Below are 16,187 nucleotides of genomic sequence, written 5' to 3' on the forward strand. Positions count from 1 at the left end.
ACATGTCCAAAGGTTATGATTTTATCATCGTCGGCGGTGGTTCGGCCGGGTGCGTTTTGGCGGCAAGGCTGAGCGAAGAGTCGTCCGCTCGAGTTCTTCTGTTGGAAAGCGGTGGATCCGATTGGAACCCACTGTACAAAATGCCCGCTGGCTTTGCAAAAATGACCAAGGGGATTGGGTCGTGGGGCTACCAAACCGTGCCCCAGAAACACATGAACAACATGGTTATCAACTATACGCAGGCCAAAGTGTTGGGCGGTGGGTCAACCGTCAACGCCCAGATCTACACCCGCGGCAACCGGATTGATTATGACGAGTGGCGACAGCTTGGATGTAATGGCTGGGGATACGACGACATTCTTCCATACTTCCGCAAGTCCGAAGACAACGACTCCTTTGACAATACCTATCACGGTAAAGGTGGTCCATTAGGGGTCAGCCAGCCACGGGCTCCATTGCCCATTTGCGACGCTTATTTTGATGCGGCTGGTCAAATTGGCATTCCACGCAATCGAGATATGACAGGTGAAAGCCAGGATGGCGTCGGATTTTACCAGTTAACCCAACGCAACGCACGAAGATCATCAGCTTCAGTAGCTTTTTTGAAACCAGCCATGGGTCGCCCAAATCTGACCATTCGTACAGGCGCGCAAGTCACACGTATTGTCATCGATAAGGGTCGCGCCGTTGGGGTAGAACTTGAAGGATCAGAAGTCGTCTACGCTGAGAGTGAAGTTATTGTGTCGTCCGGCGCGATTGGCTCGCCCAAATTGCTACAACTTTCCGGGGTCGGGCCCGCAGACCACCTGCAATCGGTTGGTATTCAAACCAAGCTGGACCAACCCGAAGTTGGGTCGAACCTGCAGGATCACCTGGACCTGTTCACCATCTCTGAATGCACCGGCGATCATACCTATGACAAATACGCTAAACCACATTGGTCGGCAGTAGCCGGGCTTCAATATCTGCTGACCAAACGCGGCCCGGTTGCCTCCAGCCTGTTTGAAACCGGCGGCTTTTGGTACGCTGAGGAAGGTGCGCGATCGCCGGATATTCAGTTCCACCTTGGGCTTGGATCTGGCATCGAAGCCGGGGTCGAGAAGATGGGGGCAGGGGTGACGCTGAACTCAGCCTACCTACGGCCTCGCTCTCGTGGGACAGTCAGGTTGGCCTCCTCTGATCCAGCGGCAGCACCTTTGTTAGACCCTAACTATTGGGCCGATCCTCATGACCGCGAAATGTCGATCAAGGGTCTGAAGCTTGCACAGGAAATCATGAAACAGGATGCCTTGAAGCCTTTTGTGAAACGGGAGGTCCTGCCTGGGCCAGACGTCACAACAGACGAAGAATACATCCACTTTGCCTGCGCCAACTCCAAAACCGATCACCACCCGGCAGGTACCTGTCGAATGGGCGGAGACGAAACATCCGTGGTGGATCCGCGACTGAAACTGCGCGGCATAGAGGGCCTGCGCGTTTGCGATGCCTCCATTATGCCCAGATTGATTTCTTCCAACACCAACGCGCCGACTATCATGATCGCTGAAAAAGCAGCCGACTTGATCCGCGCCGACTACGCATCGTGAGGTCCGAAATGCTGCTTCCCACTTACCAAGGCACTCTGGAAGAGTTCAGAATGTCAAATGATCCATTACAGCCGCGTGCCCCTCGTACTGCTTTGACACGCACAGCATTTGCCGCAGCACATGTGGTTTCGGACCCAATGCAAGACCGGGATCCATGGGTCGGCCGCCCTGCTGTGGACTGGGACAATACTTTGCGGTTTCGGCATACGCTGTGGGATCAGGGGCTTGGCTTGGCCGAGGCAATGGACACGGCCCAACGGGGCATGGGGGTAGACTGGCTCACCGCTAAAGAGCTGATCGAGCGAACCATGGTAGAAGCCAAGGCGCATCCCCTTAAACCTCGGGTCGCCTGCGGTGCAGGTGCGGATCAGTTCGATATCGCCGATCTGAGCAGCGAAGACGCCATCATTGCCGCCTACACTGAACAGATGGAGGCCATCGAAGCGGCCGGCGGCCAGATAATAATCATGGCAAGCCGCGCTATGGCCGCCTTGCGCGGTGATCCAGAGGTTTATGCGCGGGTCTATGGTCGATTAATCGAACAAGCTTCGTCGCCTGTCATTTTGCACTGGCTCGGTGATATGTTCGATCAGGCCTTAAAAGGCTATTGGGGGGCTGACGACCTGAACAGGGCCGCAGACTCGGTTTTGGACATCATCAACACCCACGCTGACAAGATTGACGGCATCAAAATCTCTTTGTTGGAGCAATCTCGCGAGGAAGCCTTTCGGGCCCGTCTACCAGATGGTGTTCGTCTTTATACTGGTGACGATTTCAACTATGCGGCCCTGATCGAAGGGGATGGCACGCGATATTCGCATGCGCTTTTAGGGATCTTTGCGGCAATTGCCCCAGCAGCGAGCCAGGCGCTGGAGGCAATGGCTGAAGGCGACATTCAAACCTATCATGCGTTACTGGGGCCAACGGTTCCCTTGTCACGAGAAATTTTCAAGTCCCCAACACAGTTTTACAAAGCGGGAATTGCCTTTCTTGCGTGGCTAAACGGTGCGCAGGAACATTTTGTGATGCCCAATGGGTTCCAGTCTTCGCGTGAGATTGTTCACTACGCCGAAGTGTTCAGGCTTGCGGATAGCGCCCGCTTGTTGTCACAACCAGAACTGGCTCAGCACAGGATGGGTGTGTTACTCGCACTACACGGCATTTCCTGAGGAGCTTAGCATGAGCAAGAGACCAACAATCATTGATGTTGCCAAGGCTGCTGGCGTTTCAAAATCAACGGTCTCGCTTGTTTTGCAGAATAGTTCTTCGGTCAAAGAGGAAACCCGGGCGCTTGTACATCAGGCAATCAAGGACACGCGCTACGTCTACAACCGTGCAGCGGCCAACCTGCGCGGAGCAGGCGCGGGCTTGGTAGGTTTGATCATCAATGATCTACGCAACCCATATTACACCGAACTCGCCGTGTCGGTTCAGATGAAACTTGCTGAACGGGGGTTCGCTACTTCAATTGGCAACTCCGACGAAGACCCTGCGCTTCAGGAACAGTTGATTGCCTCCATGATTGAGCATGGCGTATCGGCCCTAATGATCGCGCCCGCCTATGGCGGCGAAGTTGCACCTTTCAAGGACATCCAACAGGCTGGTATTCCAACCGTACAGGTTCTACGATCAACTGGGTTTGATACTGTATCTTTTCCCTTATTTTCAATGGATTACGATTCCGGTGGCATTCTCGCGACTGAGCACCTGCTGAAAAATTGGGGAAACAATGTTGCCTTTGTAGGGGGTATCGAAACGCATGATATCACCATCGAACGTAAAAGCGGTTATCTCCGTAAAATGGGCGAGGCTGGGTTAGACCCGGTTTCATTTCACGGAAAAGCCAACCGTCGCTTTGGGTATGAAACCGCCCTTAAGATTACGCAGGACAGACCTGATATCAAAGGCATAGTGACATTCAACGATCTTGTAGCCTTAGGCATGTTGGCGGGGTTTGCCCAAGCCGGTGTAAAAGTTGGTGCGGACATCGGAATCGTGGGATTCGATGACATAGAAGAAGCTTCTCAATGTTTTCCACAGCTCAGTTCTGTGCGGTGTGATGTCAAAACATTCGGGCAGCAAACCGCAGACATCCTCTTGAATTGGGTTGAAGAAGATAAGCAGCCAAAAGCGCAGGTACGCTATCCGGTTGATCTGGTTGTTCGGGCATCCAGTTCAAAGGCCTAAAAGAAGACAGAACACACTCTCATTTCAAATTACCTAGGTGAATTCATGCTAAAGCACTGCGTCTTTCTCAACTTCAAAAACAATGTCTCTGAAGACGAGAAAAAGGACATCATGACGGGATTGACCGGTCTGGTCGGTGTCGTCGACGGAATGACTGACATGACGTTTGGCCCCAATCTAGATTTTGAAATGAAAACGCCTGATTTTGACTACGGGTTTATCGTGACTTTTCGAGATCGAGCCGCACATCTGGCTTATGAAGCGCACAGCACACATGTTGAAATGGGGGCCAAATTGGTCGCTGCCTGCACCGGGGGAGCAGAGGGCATCAATGTATTTGATCTAGAAACCTGATATTGCGCAAAACCCTTTACGAGCAATCCTGATGGTCTTCAAAAAGGCAGCGAAAACCTTGCTGGCGTAGCAAGTTAGTTGGACCACCTTTCAATTGCGACCTCGGGTCGTTGCGCATTCTGGTAACCTGGCACTACCCGAAGGGGTTCAGCGGTCTTTTCCGCCGCACCAAAAGGCGCAACATCACTCCTCCCATCTAAAAAGGTCCCGCGGCATAACCAAATGTCGGTCGAGAAAGTTTTCCATATGAACAACTGTACTGTCGCTGTCCGCTAGAACGACTGCCAGTTGGCCCGGACCTTCACGCCGCGGCACACGGTTTGGGATCGGACCCGAGAGACTTTCCAGTGTCGGTTCAATACTGTAGTGCCCCCCGGCCAGGGTACAAAACGGAATACCACGGAAACTGCCTGAAGTGGTCATGTGAACGTGACCGCAAATGACCTGACGGATGTCTGGATGGCTAGCTACCACCTCTGCAAAAGCCTCGTTCTCACGCAAGATAATGAAATCTGTCTGGACATGTAGCTTGGTAATGTTGTGGTGCAAAACGAGTATGACTGGGCGGTCCTTCGCTTCGTCCAGACGTGCAGCCAGCCAGTTTAGTTGTGCCTGATCAATCAACCCTGCGTGGCCAACATCTGGGTCATTGCTATCCAACACGATAACACGGTGGCCATGACGATCAATAACGTGATTGACGCTGCCTGTTTCATCCGTAGATCCCGGAAAAACGTCCAAAAACACTGCCCTGTCATCATGGTTGCCGAGCGTCAGGTAGGTCTTGGGCTTTAGATCCGCCAGGGACTCGCGAAACCGTTCATAGGCTGCTTTTTCGCCGTGATCTGCTATGTCACCAGCAATGACGACAAAATCGGCATCAGCATGGTTTTCGTTCACATAGGCAATCGACTGGAGAAACCGATCAGTGGTGCAAAGCCCGTGGGATAGCTTACCTTCTGGCACGATGTGAAGATCGGACAAGACAATGAATTTCAACAAGGGACAGGTCTCCGAAAAATGGATGTATTTGACGACGGGCGTCGGTCAGATGCGCGGTGTGTTTTGTGGGGAAGGCCAGCATTAACGACAGCAAAGAGCTCTAAGATCATCCCTTTACCCCTGTCATCGTGATGCCGCGGATAAACAGGCGACGGGCAAACAAAAACGCGATGACCATGGGGGCGGTGACTACAGTGGCCGAGGCAAAGGTGCGGCCATAATCAGTGTCGAAATCCGACTGATATTGCATCATCGAAAGTGTCGCCGTCATCTTGTCCTGGCTTGTGACCACAATCAGTGGCCAGTACAAATCATTCCAATGAGCGACAAAACTAAAGACAGAAAACGCTGCGATAGCGGGCACGGCTGACGGCAGGACAAGGCGCAATATGATCTCCATTTCAGAGAACCCGTCAACACGAGCCGCATCAATGATGCTGTCGGGGAAACCGCGGAAAAACTGACGGAACAGAAAGATCGCAAAAACTGAAATGAAAAACGGCAACATCATCGCCAGATAAGTATCCAGCAGCCCCGTTTTCGCGAGCGCCACATAGATTGGGATTGAGGTCACATTGATCGGAATCGTCAAGGCGGCGATCACTGTCCCAAACAAAATGGAACTGCCCCGAAACTTGAGCTTGGCTAAGGCATAGGCCGCAGGCACAGCCGTGAGCAATTGAACGATCAAGATGCCGCAGCAAACAAGAAAGCTGTTCATCAGGTAGATCAGATAGGGCTGATTGAACAGAACTTCATAGTAGTTTTCAAACCCTTTGAATGTGCGTGGAATGATTGAAAAATTGGCGTCGTAGACCTCGTCGGTGGGTTTCAAACTGGACGACACCATCCAGATGAAAGGAAACACCATCACCCAAGCACCAAGGAACAAAAACAACGTTCCGATGAGCGACCAAACAGAGCGGGGCGCGTAGGAGCGCAGGGAAAGGCTAATACTGGACATTGCGATCCACAAACAGCGCCTGAACCAGCGCAAAGAGGAAGATGATCCCGAGAAAAACAAGCGACAGCGCTGCTGAATACCCCATGTTGAAGTACTCAAATCCTTCGAGGAACGTGAGATAGAGGAAGACTTCACTTGATCTGTTGGGACCACCCTGGGTGAGGATGGCCACTGTATCAAAGAGCTTAAATGCAGTGATTGAGCTGGTGACTGCGACAAACATCGACGTCGGCCCTAACATGGGCCAAGTCACTCGAAAAAACCTATCGACCGGATGATCAGCCCCATCAATTGCGGCGGCCTCATATAGGCTGGACGGAATGGCCGTTAGGCCTGCCAAAAACAGCACCATATTGAAGCCAATAACGCTCCACAGTGAAATCAGCGCCATGGAAAACAGGACCATGGTTTCCGACCCCAGCCAGTTAAACGGCCCCAGACCAACTGCCCCGGCCCAATGGTTGATGACACCCTGATTGCTGTCCATCAGCGCAGCCCACACTAATGCCATGGCGGCAAGCGTGGACGTCACGGGCAGGAAATACAGCACTTCAAGGATAGAGCGGAACTGCTTGCGCTCCTGAATGGCTATAGCCAGGAAAAGACTGATTATGAACGAGCTTGGCAGGAACAGACTGGCATAGATCAGCGTATTCACTATCGCGTTGCCAAAGGCCTCATCCGCCAACATGTGCCGGTAATTTTCCAGGCCGACGAATTCATAATAGTTACTGACGAGAGAATAGTCGGTAAAACTGATCCCGAACACCGTTAGGATTGGCAAAATGTATATCCCAAGGATTAGCAAAGTAGCGGGTAAAACCAACATATAGGCCAACCGGGTCTGGGCCCGTTTCTTCGTTCCCAAACTCATGTGACAACCTCGCCAAGGCTCTGTGCCATATGAGGTGTGGGTTGAATACGTAACCCATGAGCATTGAACAGCAGCAATTGCGTGGGATCGATTGCGACCTGCAGTTTATGTGTTCCTGCAAATTGATCTGTTTTCCCATAATCGGTGTTCTTTTGCGCCCGGACGCGTATCTCAATTTCTGGATCGGCTTCAAAACATCCATGGATCAGGATTTCAGGTCCCAGATCCTCAACCATACGTTTTTGAAAAGGCAAATGAATTGAACCGGGTTTTATCGGCTGTAGTTGTAGCCCGGCAACGCCACGAAATGACAACGCTTCGGGCCGTAAGCCAAGTTGCAGGTCAGACACCTTACCGATAGTTTCCAAATGCAGATTGAAGTCGCCCAGAAATAACCCGTCAGGGCGTGATTGGACCGGCAGGATATTGATTTGCGGCGAACCAATAAACCGCGCAACGTCTACCGAAACCGGATTGGTATAGAGCGTATTTGGTGCAGCAACCTGCAACACTTCTCCACCCTGCATCAGCGCCACACGGTCAGACATAGTCATTGCCTCGGTCTGATCATGAGTCACATAGACAAAGGTAAGGCCGGAACTGTGGTGAAGTTCAGAGATTTCGCGGCGTACTTCAACGCGCAGTTTTGCATCAAGGTTTGACAGCGGTTCGTCCATCAAGAAGATACCCGGATTACGGACCAGCGCCCGACCCAGCGCGACACGCTGCCGTTGACCACCAGAAAGCTGTGCAGGTTTACGGGTCAATAAATGATCGATGCGCAGTTGTTTGGCGACAGTTTCAACCTGTGTTGCCATGCTGGGTTTTGCGCGTCGCGCCGACGGGGCCACATGGCGCACTAGGGGCAATCTGGCATGTAGCGGCAGTTGCGACATGATCAGCGGCATTGCCATATTTTCAGCCACGCTCATATGAGGGTAAAGTGCGTAGTCCTGAAACACCATCGCGATGTTTCGCTGTTTTGGAGACTGTTCGGTAACCACCTGACCGTCTATCAGAATTTCGCCCCGACTTGGGGCTTCAAGCCCTGATATGATCCGCAAAAGCGTTGATTTTCCGCAGCCCGACTGGCCAACAAGCGACAAAAACTCGCCATCTTCCACGTCGAGCGAAATGTTCTTTAAAACTTCGGTTTTACCGAAGGATTTGCCGATATTTTTGAGAGTTAGTCGCGCCATTTTTGCACCCGAACTTGTTGAATGGCAGACAGGGGGAACCTGCCTGCCATTCAAATTTATCGCTTCATCAGTTTTTCAGCGATTTCGACAAGCTTGGCGGCACCCTCTTCAGGTGTAACCTCGCCTTCCATAACAGCGCGGATTGTGGATGCCTGATCGCGCCAAATTTTCTCAGACTGTGTGCCCGGGTAACCGGACCAGGGGCCAGCCCGGTCATACTGTTTGATTGGCGTCGCATAATATGGGTTCTGAGCATAAAATTCGCCCATATAATCAGTGCCAAGGGTCCCTTTGTTAGTGGGAAGATACCCGGTGATTTCTGCAGTAACCTGCTGACCGCGGGCACCGGTCAGGAACTTGATGTACTCCCAAGCCGCCGCCTGTTTTTCCGGGTCGGAAGCGGTTATGATGGCCGCGTTCCCGCCAGTCGGCAGCTTGCCGTCGGCATCATTCCAGACAGTAAACGGTGCTGAGCGCAGTTCAAATGCATCGCCAACCCGCTCTGCTGCACTACGCGCGCCAGCAGGGGACAGCCCCCACATGCCCATACGGCCTTCGGTAAAGGCGGTGAATTGAGTTGCCCGGTCCTGATCGGTACGTGCACCACCTTCAACCACCAAACGACGGGCCATCTTCATGGCTTCGATGTGATAGTCGTTTTCGTTGAACGCGATGGACTGACCGTCATCAGACATCATTTGGCCACCCTGTTGCAGGATCAGCGTCTGAAAGCCCCAATCGTCGCCATTGATCAACCACATGAACATCGGATCGATGTCGTCACCCAATGCGTCGATTTTCTGTGTTGCGTCAAAGAAGCCATCCCAGTCGGTTGGGAATTTGTCGGGGTCTAGCCCGGCTTGACGGAACAGATCAGCATTATAGTACCACTGGATCACCGAAGCATTGAACGGCATACCATACTGAACGCCGTCCACGCGGCCAAGGTTCAGCATCTGATCTGTGTAGTTTCCGTCCTTGAAATCGCTGCCTTCGGCAGCCATCATCTCATCCAGATTGACGATTTGACCACGTTCAGCCAGGGCCCGTGCCAGGGACGGCAACTGATTGTACGCCTCAAATGCGCAATCGGGCAGGGTGTTGGTCGCCGAGCCACGGAATAGACGCAAATGTGTGTCGCCGTAGTTTTTGGCAGGCGCTGCATAGACGACTTCGATCTCGTCCTGCATTGCGTTAAATTCTTTCATCAGCGGCTCGTGCTGGCGGGTCAGATGGCCAGCATTTGTCAAGCAAGTGATGGTCACTTTGGCCTCAGCAGCTAGACCTGACAAACTCAAAGCCAGAGCCGTGGCCGATACTTTGTAGAACATTATGTATTCCATTCGGAGTAAGATGCGAGTGCGTCTGAATTGAGACTTCCTCTGAATGGATGGCCTATGTAACGAACGCATCACGCGCCGCTGAGTTCACAAAAATTTCGCAAAAACTCCTAGTGATGCGAAACTAAATCCCCGCACGGCATAACCATTCCGTCACATCACAACGTATACGGCTACCCCTAGCGTGGTGAGTTCAATTCACATGTCTTAGCTACTTCGCCTCGGGTGAAAGCAAATGGTGATTAATCCGCTGGTAGCCATATCCGATATGGGTACGTTGGATAAATCCAATGGCGGCGATATCACCATGCTCCAACGCCCTGTTGATATCCTCTAATTCCGCCACCAGTGCTTGTGCCACCTCAGTACCCATCTGAAGACTTACCTGATACCATGTGCTTGCTGCTTGATAATATGTCTGCCACCAAAACGATTGCAGCGCACTGTTGCCGATCAAATCAGCGATCAGGCCATGCAGGTGGTGATTAATTTCGACATAGCGTCGGGGGGCAAAATCGAGGAGCAATGCGTGGGCCGCATTGAGCAAATCTCGCCCACGTTCGCAGTCACTTCGGGTAATCTCTCGCGGAGACTCTGTGCCAATCATTTTGGCCAGTTCCAACCGCATGTCATAGACATGGCGTATCTGTGCTGCGGACAGCGCCACCACCACCGTCCCGACACCATTTCGCGTTTCGACTAGCCCGAGATGGTTGATCCGGCTGATCGCATCTCGCACAGGTGTGCGGCTAACACAAAACTCGGCCGCCAGTTCCGCCTCTTTCAACTGATACCCGGGCTGATAATCCAGAAAACAGATGCGCTGTAATATCTCGGTCTGGATGGTCTCCACTGTGCTTTTCGGTTCTGTTTCGTCGTCGCGTTTGGCGAAGCTCATATGTCTCTCCCTAGCTCAACCTGCATACACCATGTGACAACAGCGTGCAATATCTGCGTTCTAGACACTATTGACTCGACAGCTGCATACAGCCTAGGCATTTATGACAAGCGTTACATCACCATCACAGGATTCCTGCTATGCTCGATGAAGCCAGAACCCGCACTGTCACTCTTCAGGCCCGCATGTTGGATTTGGGTATTCAACGCGCCGTGTTTACCGACGAAAGCTCAATTGCTTATCTGGCTGGGTTCTGGGGATATCTGGGCATCGAATTTGGTCGACCGTCCATGTTGGTAATAGATGCCAAAGAAGCCCCCGTTGTTATCACTCCGTTGATGGAAAGCGAAATGGTCAGTGCCATGACATGGGTCGAGGACGTGCGGACATGGGAAGATAGTGGCCAGCGCACATGGGGGCGGGCGCTAGCCGAAGTTTTGGGCAACAAGCCAGATGAGATCTGGGTCGAACGACGCTGTATTCCTGCCATCGTGCGCAATCATCTAGACGAGACCTATCCGGGCGTCCCAATCAAAGATATTTCACCCGTTCTAGGCGTTATGCGGATGATCAAGTCGCCGTTCGAAATCCAAGTGATGAAGGAGGCTGGTCAGATTGCCGGAGCAATGATGGCCGCGGCACATCTCAGCTTACGGGCGGGCGCACAGGAATATGAAAGCGCGCTGGCGGTGATCGAAGCGGGTTCTCGCAAAGCGGCAACTTTCTTGACCGATAAAGGATGGGAACGCTTCATTTCGCCGATGATCCATAACCTACAGATCATGCAAAGCGGCAAGGACACGTCCATGGTACATCGTCGCGCATCGGTTCGTCGGTATCAACGCGCCGATCCGGTGTATTTCTGCTTTTGCAACTTGGCACAATTCAAACAATACAAATTAGGGTTTGATCGGATGTTCCATATTGGCGAGGTGGAAGATGCCGCCGCACGTGTGCAAGAGGCCGCCATTGATGCCCAACAAGCCGCCATTGCAACCATCCGCCCCGGCGTCGAAGCACAAGAAGTCGCTGCTGCTGCCAACGACATCTATGCTGAACGTGGCTATGAAACAGGGTATCGCACTGGGCGATCCATCGGAGTAGCCTATCTGGAGGCGCCAGAGCTAAAAACCGGCGACACCACAGTCCTGCAGCCAGGGATGACCTTTGCCGTGGACGGGGGTATCTCCATCGAGGGGGTCACTGCAGGGCGCATCGGTGACTCGGTTGTGGTGACGGAAACCGGGTTTGACTACCTTACCGATTACCCGCGCACTCTGCTGGTTACGGACAGCTGAAGATGGGGCGCACATTCCACCTTGCCGTTGGGCAATCTCCTGCGGATCTACCTACTACACAAAAGCGGCTGGAGTGGCTTGGGACGGCCCTACCGACAGTTGCCGCAAGGGGTGCTGATCTTCTGGTCCTTCCTGAGCTTTTCGCCACAGGTTATAATCGTGGCGATCAGATTCTCGCGCTCGCGGAACCTTCTGATGGGCCCATTGCTCAGGCTATTGCAGCTCTCGCTGCGGCACATGGAATCGCCATCCACTATGGTTTTCCCGAGCGCAAGGGAGACTTGGTTTACAATGCAGCGCAATGCTTTGGGCCGGATGGTTCGCGACTAGGCGGGCATCGCAAACTGGTCTTTCCTCCCGGGTTTGAACGTGATCACTTCACTCCGGGTCAGGGCTGCACTCTGTTCACTTACCTCGGCGTGCAAATAGGCACGCTAATCTGCTATGATGCCGAGTTCCCCGAAACAGCGCGACATCTGGCCTCTTTGGGGGCAGAACTCATTTTGGTGCCAACGGCCCTTGGCGCACAATGGGGATGGGTAGCCCAACAAATGATCCCAACCCGTGCCTACGAAAATGGGGTCTACCTCGCATATGCCAACAGTGCTGGGAATGAAAACGGTATGGCATTCCTGGGACAGAGCTTCATTGCCACTCCAGACGGTCAGGAACTTGCACGCGCTGGGGATCAGCCCGAGATTATCTACGGCCAATTGCAGTTAGACAAAGTTGCTGATGCTCAAAATCGGCTCCCCTATCTAAGGGACCAAGAAATGTTTGGGGCAAACATTTATGGTTGTTAGCTTGACGTTTCCATTGGACTGCCCCCCGATCCTGACAAAATAGGCGCAACGCGGGCGTTGGCTACGTTTAGAAAAAACCTTGCCTGAGACATCCAGAGATCCAGCGAAACAAAGGTGACTTAGCAGCCGTTTCACGTTACAAAACCACCTGTTTGTTGTGCAAAGTGGTAGATCATCACGCGTTGTTTGACTGAACCTACCGCTGAGCTGATAAAAAGAAATGGCCTCCTTGTCCCACATTGAAATTCTTCTTCCGGAACTGCGCGCCTATGCAATGGCTGTTGCAACCAACCGAGATGAAGCTGAAGATCTTGTGCAGGATGCCGTTGAACGAACACTTCGCGCGAATTCCTATCCGGCAAATTTGGATGATCTGCGCCCATGGATGTTCCGCGTCATCCGCAACTTAAATCTGGACGGCTTGCGGAAAAAACGGGTGCGTATGGAATATTCGCGCTCGCAGAGCCGTTTATTAGTTGATCTTGCGCAAAGCACAGACCATGCCAACGACGTACTGGTTCGCATGACGTTCCAAAAACTCGCGGCACCGATGCGTGAGGTGTTGTTTCTGGTGGATGTAATGGGACTGAAATATTCAGAGGCAGCCGAAGTTATGGATGTGCCGCATGGAACCGTCATGAGCCGCATCAGTAGGGCACGGCGCGCATTGGTCGTTGCGATGAACAGTGATGGCATAAGTAGCGAAAAGGACCGACAAACATGAATGACGCTATGGACCGTGACTGGGATCTGATGAGCGCCTATAGCGATGGCGAGGTAACGTCAGCGCAGCGCACTGAAATAGAGGCGCGACTGCCGCAGGAACCTGCATTGCAGAAAATGCTGGAAGAAATCCGTATGGTGTCTGGCGCGTTGGCGGGGCTAAAACCAGAGCAGCCAACTGTTCTGGCGCCTGCGAACACAAACTGGCGTCCAATGGCGTTATGCGCTTCGATTACTGTGGTGTTCATTTTGGCAGGGACGTTTCTGTTTAGGCCCACCGGGGAGAAGACACCGACGGAATGGCACCAATCATTTTTGTTGAAAGCTTATGAACTCAACAACTTGCCGACGCAGGTGGGCTATCACGACCTAACGGGCATTCCAGATCTTGAGTTGGCTAACCTGTATCTGGTTGAACAGCGACAGCTGCCCAAAGACCAGATCGTTGCGCATTATTCTGGCCGCAACAATTGCCGTCTGACAATATTGTCGGGACCGCTCGGGTCTGACCATCCAGCACCCAACAGCGATTGGATCAGCCAATGGAGCACCGTTTCGGGAAGCTACACGATAGTTGCAACCGGAATGGATCAACGCCGGTTCGAAGCTGTTTCCGACTTCGTCCAACAGGCAACCCGCTCAAATTTCCAGCCAGCCACAGTACTGGCCATGAAAATGGCAACTGATGCTGCAACCCCGTGCCAAAAGGCTTAACAAAAAAACTCCCTCCAAACCCAGCGCATACGAGGGGTTTGAAGGGTAACATTCAAAATCAGGAGCTGGACTGCAGACGGCAGACGGCAGATTTTAGTTTGTTTTACCCGGAAAATTGGGGCGGTCTTCTCCGTAGTGCGCGGTCAGGTAATCCAGAATGATTGTACGATCTGGTTCATCAATTTCCGCAGCGCCCTGATCTTCGACCATCCATTCGAACAGCTCTTCCCAGCCATCGCGTGTCAGCCCCTGCTGAGCAACGATCATCTCCGAATGGCAGGCTGAACAGGCGTAGTATGTCTCTTCAACACCCGGAGCGTCGAACAAGATGCCGAATTCGTATTCTTCCTCAGCCTCTTCGCCAGCATCAGCGGCTTCAGCGCCACCAAACACCAGTGGAGAAGCAGACTGACTATTCAGGTAAGCGATTAGGTTGGCACGGTCCTTGGCCTTCTTAAGACCAGAAAAACTCATCTTGGTGCCTTTGATCTCGGCCTTGGGTTTGGTCAGGAACGCATCCAATCGTTCGGCGCTCCATTCCCCACCGTAGACGACCATCGCTTTGGAGTACTTGAAGCCATCCGTTGCGGCCACCGGCGCGCCAACAATCCCAAACAAGTTCGGCCCGGTTTTCTTTTTGCCGCCTTCGTCAACTGTGTGGCAGGCCTTACATTTCTTGAATGCTTTTTCACCCTTGGCCAAATCAGCAGTCGGCAACAGGTCAATTGCAGACTCTGCAACAGACAAAGACGGGATCAACAGAACGGTGGACAGGGCAAACCCGCCGAGTTTGGACAAACGCATGTATGTCTCCAGGTATTTGAGAGAATGGATAGAAGGTCACGGTGATGGGGCGACACAACCGCGCCGCCCCTGTTCACTTGGATTAGCTGACGCGCAGACCAACCCGGTGCATAGTGTTGTTCAGGTAGCCTTTGGGGTTCCAATTGATGGCAAATGGCTGAGCTTCGCCATTGCTGTCGGTGGCACGGGCCCAGACTTCATAGTAACCGGCCTGATCAAATTTGACGTTCGCACGCCAGTTGTGCCAGGCGCCCGAGTTCACAGGTGCGTCCAGTTCAGCGGTCTGCCAAGTGGTGCCAAAGTCGGTTGAGATTTCCAGTTTTTCAACTGTCCGATCACCTGACCATGCGTGACCACGTACTTCGGTTTCCATGCCGACCTCGGCGCCATTGGCTGGGAAGGTCACCAGCGATTTCACCGGCATACGCTCGATGATCACAAAATCCTCGGTCTCGACCTTTTCACCAGGCGCAACCGGACGGTTTGGCACGCGGTAGGCTTTGCCGGTCATCTTCGGACCATCATGAACAACGTCACGCAGCTCGATCCGGTTCAGCCATTTCTGAGCGGTCGAGGCGGGCCAGCCTGGAACGACCAGACGCAGCGGTGCGCCGTTCAGCGGGTGCAATTCCGCACCATTCATTTCGAACGCGATCAGAATTTCGTCCGTCATCGCCTTGGAGATAGGCATCCCGCGCGAGATTGGCAGTTTGGCAGGATCACCTGACAGGTGGCTGTCAGCACTGTAATGCGCGGTGTAGACCACGTTGGACTGAACGCCAGCGGCCTCCAAAACCTCCTTTAGACGCACACCAGTCCACTCGGAACAGGCAATCGCACCCAGAGTCCACTGGTTGCCTTTGGCAGGCGGCTCAAATGCCGAACGACCGTTGCCGCCACATTCCAGTGTCAGCGCCTTGGTGACGACCTCAAACTTTTCTTTCAAGTCAGCAATGGTCAGAGTCATTGGCTTATCTACGAAACCGTCGATGGTCAGGGTCCAGGATTCTGCGTCCATTTCCTCGGGCGGAATACCGTTGTTACGGACAAAGTGACGGTTGGTGGGCGTAATCGCATCATCCAGCAGGTGCGGTGGTGTTTCAGCATTCACCGGACGGTCATTCAGCAGTGTCAGGCCATCTTTGCCCGCCAGCACATTTTCACCAGCCATTGCAGCAGGAACAAAACCGATAGGCAGGTTTTTACTGAATGGAATGGATGTTCCGACCATGGCAGCAACAGTTGCAAGGCCAGTGCGTGTCAGAAAGCCACGGCGGCTTGGGCTTTGTACCTGGCCAGCGTCTTCACTGCGGGTAATTCCGGTTTCTTCGGTAGTGACACTGTGAGTGTCAGTTTTCTGGTCGATCTCGGCCATTCTTTCCTCCCTTTGGCTTTAAACCTGTCAGTAATTTGTTTCAGGTCGCATGAGAGAAACGGGGGG

Annotated in this window: 16 protein-coding genes; 8 read left to right on the top strand and 8 right to left on the bottom strand. The window is 52.9% G+C overall.

Annotated features, from left to right (window positions below):
* The first annotated feature begins 2 nt into the window (after window positions 1–2).
* Genes GO984_RS15900 through GO984_RS15915 form a run of 4 tightly spaced genes read left to right on the top strand, consistent with a single transcriptional unit; the run spans window position 3 to window position 4,127 of the window.
* Window positions 3–1,586 carry a GMC family oxidoreductase gene (locus tag GO984_RS15900; RefSeq protein ID WP_157023608.1) on the top strand — a complete coding sequence of 528 codons (1,584 nt, stop codon included), beginning with the start codon at window positions 3–5 and terminating at the stop codon, window positions 1,584–1,586.
* 8 nt (window positions 1,587–1,594) lie between these two features.
* Window positions 1,595–2,755: a dihydrodipicolinate synthase family protein gene (locus GO984_RS15905; RefSeq protein ID WP_157023609.1), complete on the top strand. Its 1,161-nt coding sequence runs from the start codon at window positions 1,595–1,597 to the stop codon at window positions 2,753–2,755.
* Between the two features lie 10 nt (window positions 2,756–2,765).
* Window positions 2,766–3,773: a LacI family DNA-binding transcriptional regulator gene (locus GO984_RS15910; RefSeq protein ID WP_157023610.1), complete on the top strand. Its 1,008-nt coding sequence runs from the start codon at window positions 2,766–2,768 to the stop codon at window positions 3,771–3,773.
* Between the two features lie 45 nt (window positions 3,774–3,818).
* A complete protein-coding gene (locus tag GO984_RS15915) occupies window positions 3,819–4,127 on the top strand; it encodes a Dabb family protein (RefSeq protein WP_157023611.1) in 309 nt (102 codons plus the stop codon).
* A gap of 183 nt (window positions 4,128–4,310) precedes the next feature.
* Here GO984_RS15915 and GO984_RS15920 read toward each other — a convergent pair whose 3' ends face one another.
* The 6 genes from GO984_RS15920 to GO984_RS15945 all read right to left on the bottom strand — a co-directional run bounded on the left by GO984_RS15920 (window position 4,311) and on the right by GO984_RS15945 (window position 10,404).
* Window positions 4,311–5,129: a metallophosphoesterase gene (locus GO984_RS15920; RefSeq protein WP_157023612.1), complete on the bottom strand. Its 819-nt coding sequence runs from the start codon at window positions 5,127–5,129 to the stop codon at window positions 4,311–4,313.
* 106 nt (window positions 5,130–5,235) lie between these two features.
* The gene (locus GO984_RS15925) at window positions 5,236–6,093 is read right to left on the bottom strand and encodes a carbohydrate ABC transporter permease (RefSeq protein WP_157023613.1); all 858 of its coding nucleotides are present in this window, start codon (window positions 6,091–6,093) and stop codon (window positions 5,236–5,238) included.
* Window positions 6,080–6,967 (bottom strand): carbohydrate ABC transporter permease, encoded by an 888-nt coding sequence (locus GO984_RS15930; protein WP_138163568.1) that lies wholly within the window; start codon window positions 6,965–6,967, stop codon window positions 6,080–6,082. The genes GO984_RS15925 and GO984_RS15930 overlap by 14 nt, the downstream gene beginning before the upstream one ends.
* Window positions 6,964–8,166, bottom strand: coding sequence for an ABC transporter ATP-binding protein (locus GO984_RS15935; protein ID WP_157023614.1), 1,203 nt, complete (start codon window positions 8,164–8,166; stop codon window positions 6,964–6,966). Before GO984_RS15935 ends, GO984_RS15930 begins: the two co-directional genes overlap by 4 nt.
* Window positions 8,167–8,222: 56 nt before the next feature.
* Complete coding sequence (locus tag GO984_RS15940; RefSeq protein WP_158979943.1) at window positions 8,223–9,497, bottom strand: ABC transporter substrate-binding protein; 1,275 nt, start codon at window positions 9,495–9,497, stop codon at window positions 8,223–8,225.
* 220 nt (window positions 9,498–9,717) lie between these two features.
* Complete coding sequence (locus GO984_RS15945; protein WP_157023616.1) at window positions 9,718–10,404, bottom strand: GntR family transcriptional regulator; 687 nt, start codon at window positions 10,402–10,404, stop codon at window positions 9,718–9,720.
* A gap of 140 nt (window positions 10,405–10,544) precedes the next feature.
* On the opposite strand from GO984_RS15945, the gene GO984_RS15950 reads away from it, so the two are divergent.
* From GO984_RS15950 to GO984_RS15965, 4 genes are all read left to right on the top strand, one after another.
* A complete protein-coding gene (locus GO984_RS15950; RefSeq protein ID WP_157023617.1) occupies window positions 10,545–11,702 on the top strand; it encodes a M24 family metallopeptidase in 1,158 nt (385 codons plus the stop codon).
* A gap of 2 nt (window positions 11,703–11,704) precedes the next feature.
* The gene (locus GO984_RS15955) at window positions 11,705–12,505 is read left to right on the top strand and encodes a carbon-nitrogen hydrolase family protein (RefSeq protein ID WP_157023618.1); all 801 of its coding nucleotides are present in this window, start codon (window positions 11,705–11,707) and stop codon (window positions 12,503–12,505) included.
* A gap of 220 nt (window positions 12,506–12,725) precedes the next feature.
* Window positions 12,726–13,229 (top strand): RNA polymerase sigma factor, encoded by a 504-nt coding sequence (locus tag GO984_RS15960; RefSeq protein WP_157023619.1) that lies wholly within the window; start codon window positions 12,726–12,728, stop codon window positions 13,227–13,229.
* Complete coding sequence (locus tag GO984_RS15965; RefSeq protein ID WP_157023620.1) at window positions 13,226–13,942, top strand: anti-sigma factor family protein; 717 nt, start codon at window positions 13,226–13,228, stop codon at window positions 13,940–13,942. The genes GO984_RS15960 and GO984_RS15965 overlap by 4 nt, the downstream gene beginning before the upstream one ends.
* A 93-nt stretch (window positions 13,943–14,035) precedes the next feature.
* On the opposite strand, the gene GO984_RS15970 is transcribed toward GO984_RS15965, so the two are convergent.
* Both GO984_RS15970 and GO984_RS15975 read right to left on the bottom strand, forming a co-directional pair.
* Window positions 14,036–14,746: a c-type cytochrome gene (locus tag GO984_RS15970; RefSeq protein ID WP_157023621.1), complete on the bottom strand. Its 711-nt coding sequence runs from the start codon at window positions 14,744–14,746 to the stop codon at window positions 14,036–14,038.
* Window positions 14,747–14,828: 82 nt separating this feature from the next.
* Window positions 14,829–16,121 (bottom strand): sulfite oxidase, encoded by a 1,293-nt coding sequence (locus GO984_RS15975; protein ID WP_157023622.1) that lies wholly within the window; start codon window positions 16,119–16,121, stop codon window positions 14,829–14,831.
* Between the last annotated feature and the right edge of the window lie 66 nt (window positions 16,122–16,187).

Source organism: Parasedimentitalea huanghaiensis (genome assembly GCF_009753675.1).
GTDB lineage: Bacteria > Pseudomonadota > Alphaproteobacteria > Rhodobacterales > Rhodobacteraceae > Parasedimentitalea > Parasedimentitalea huanghaiensis.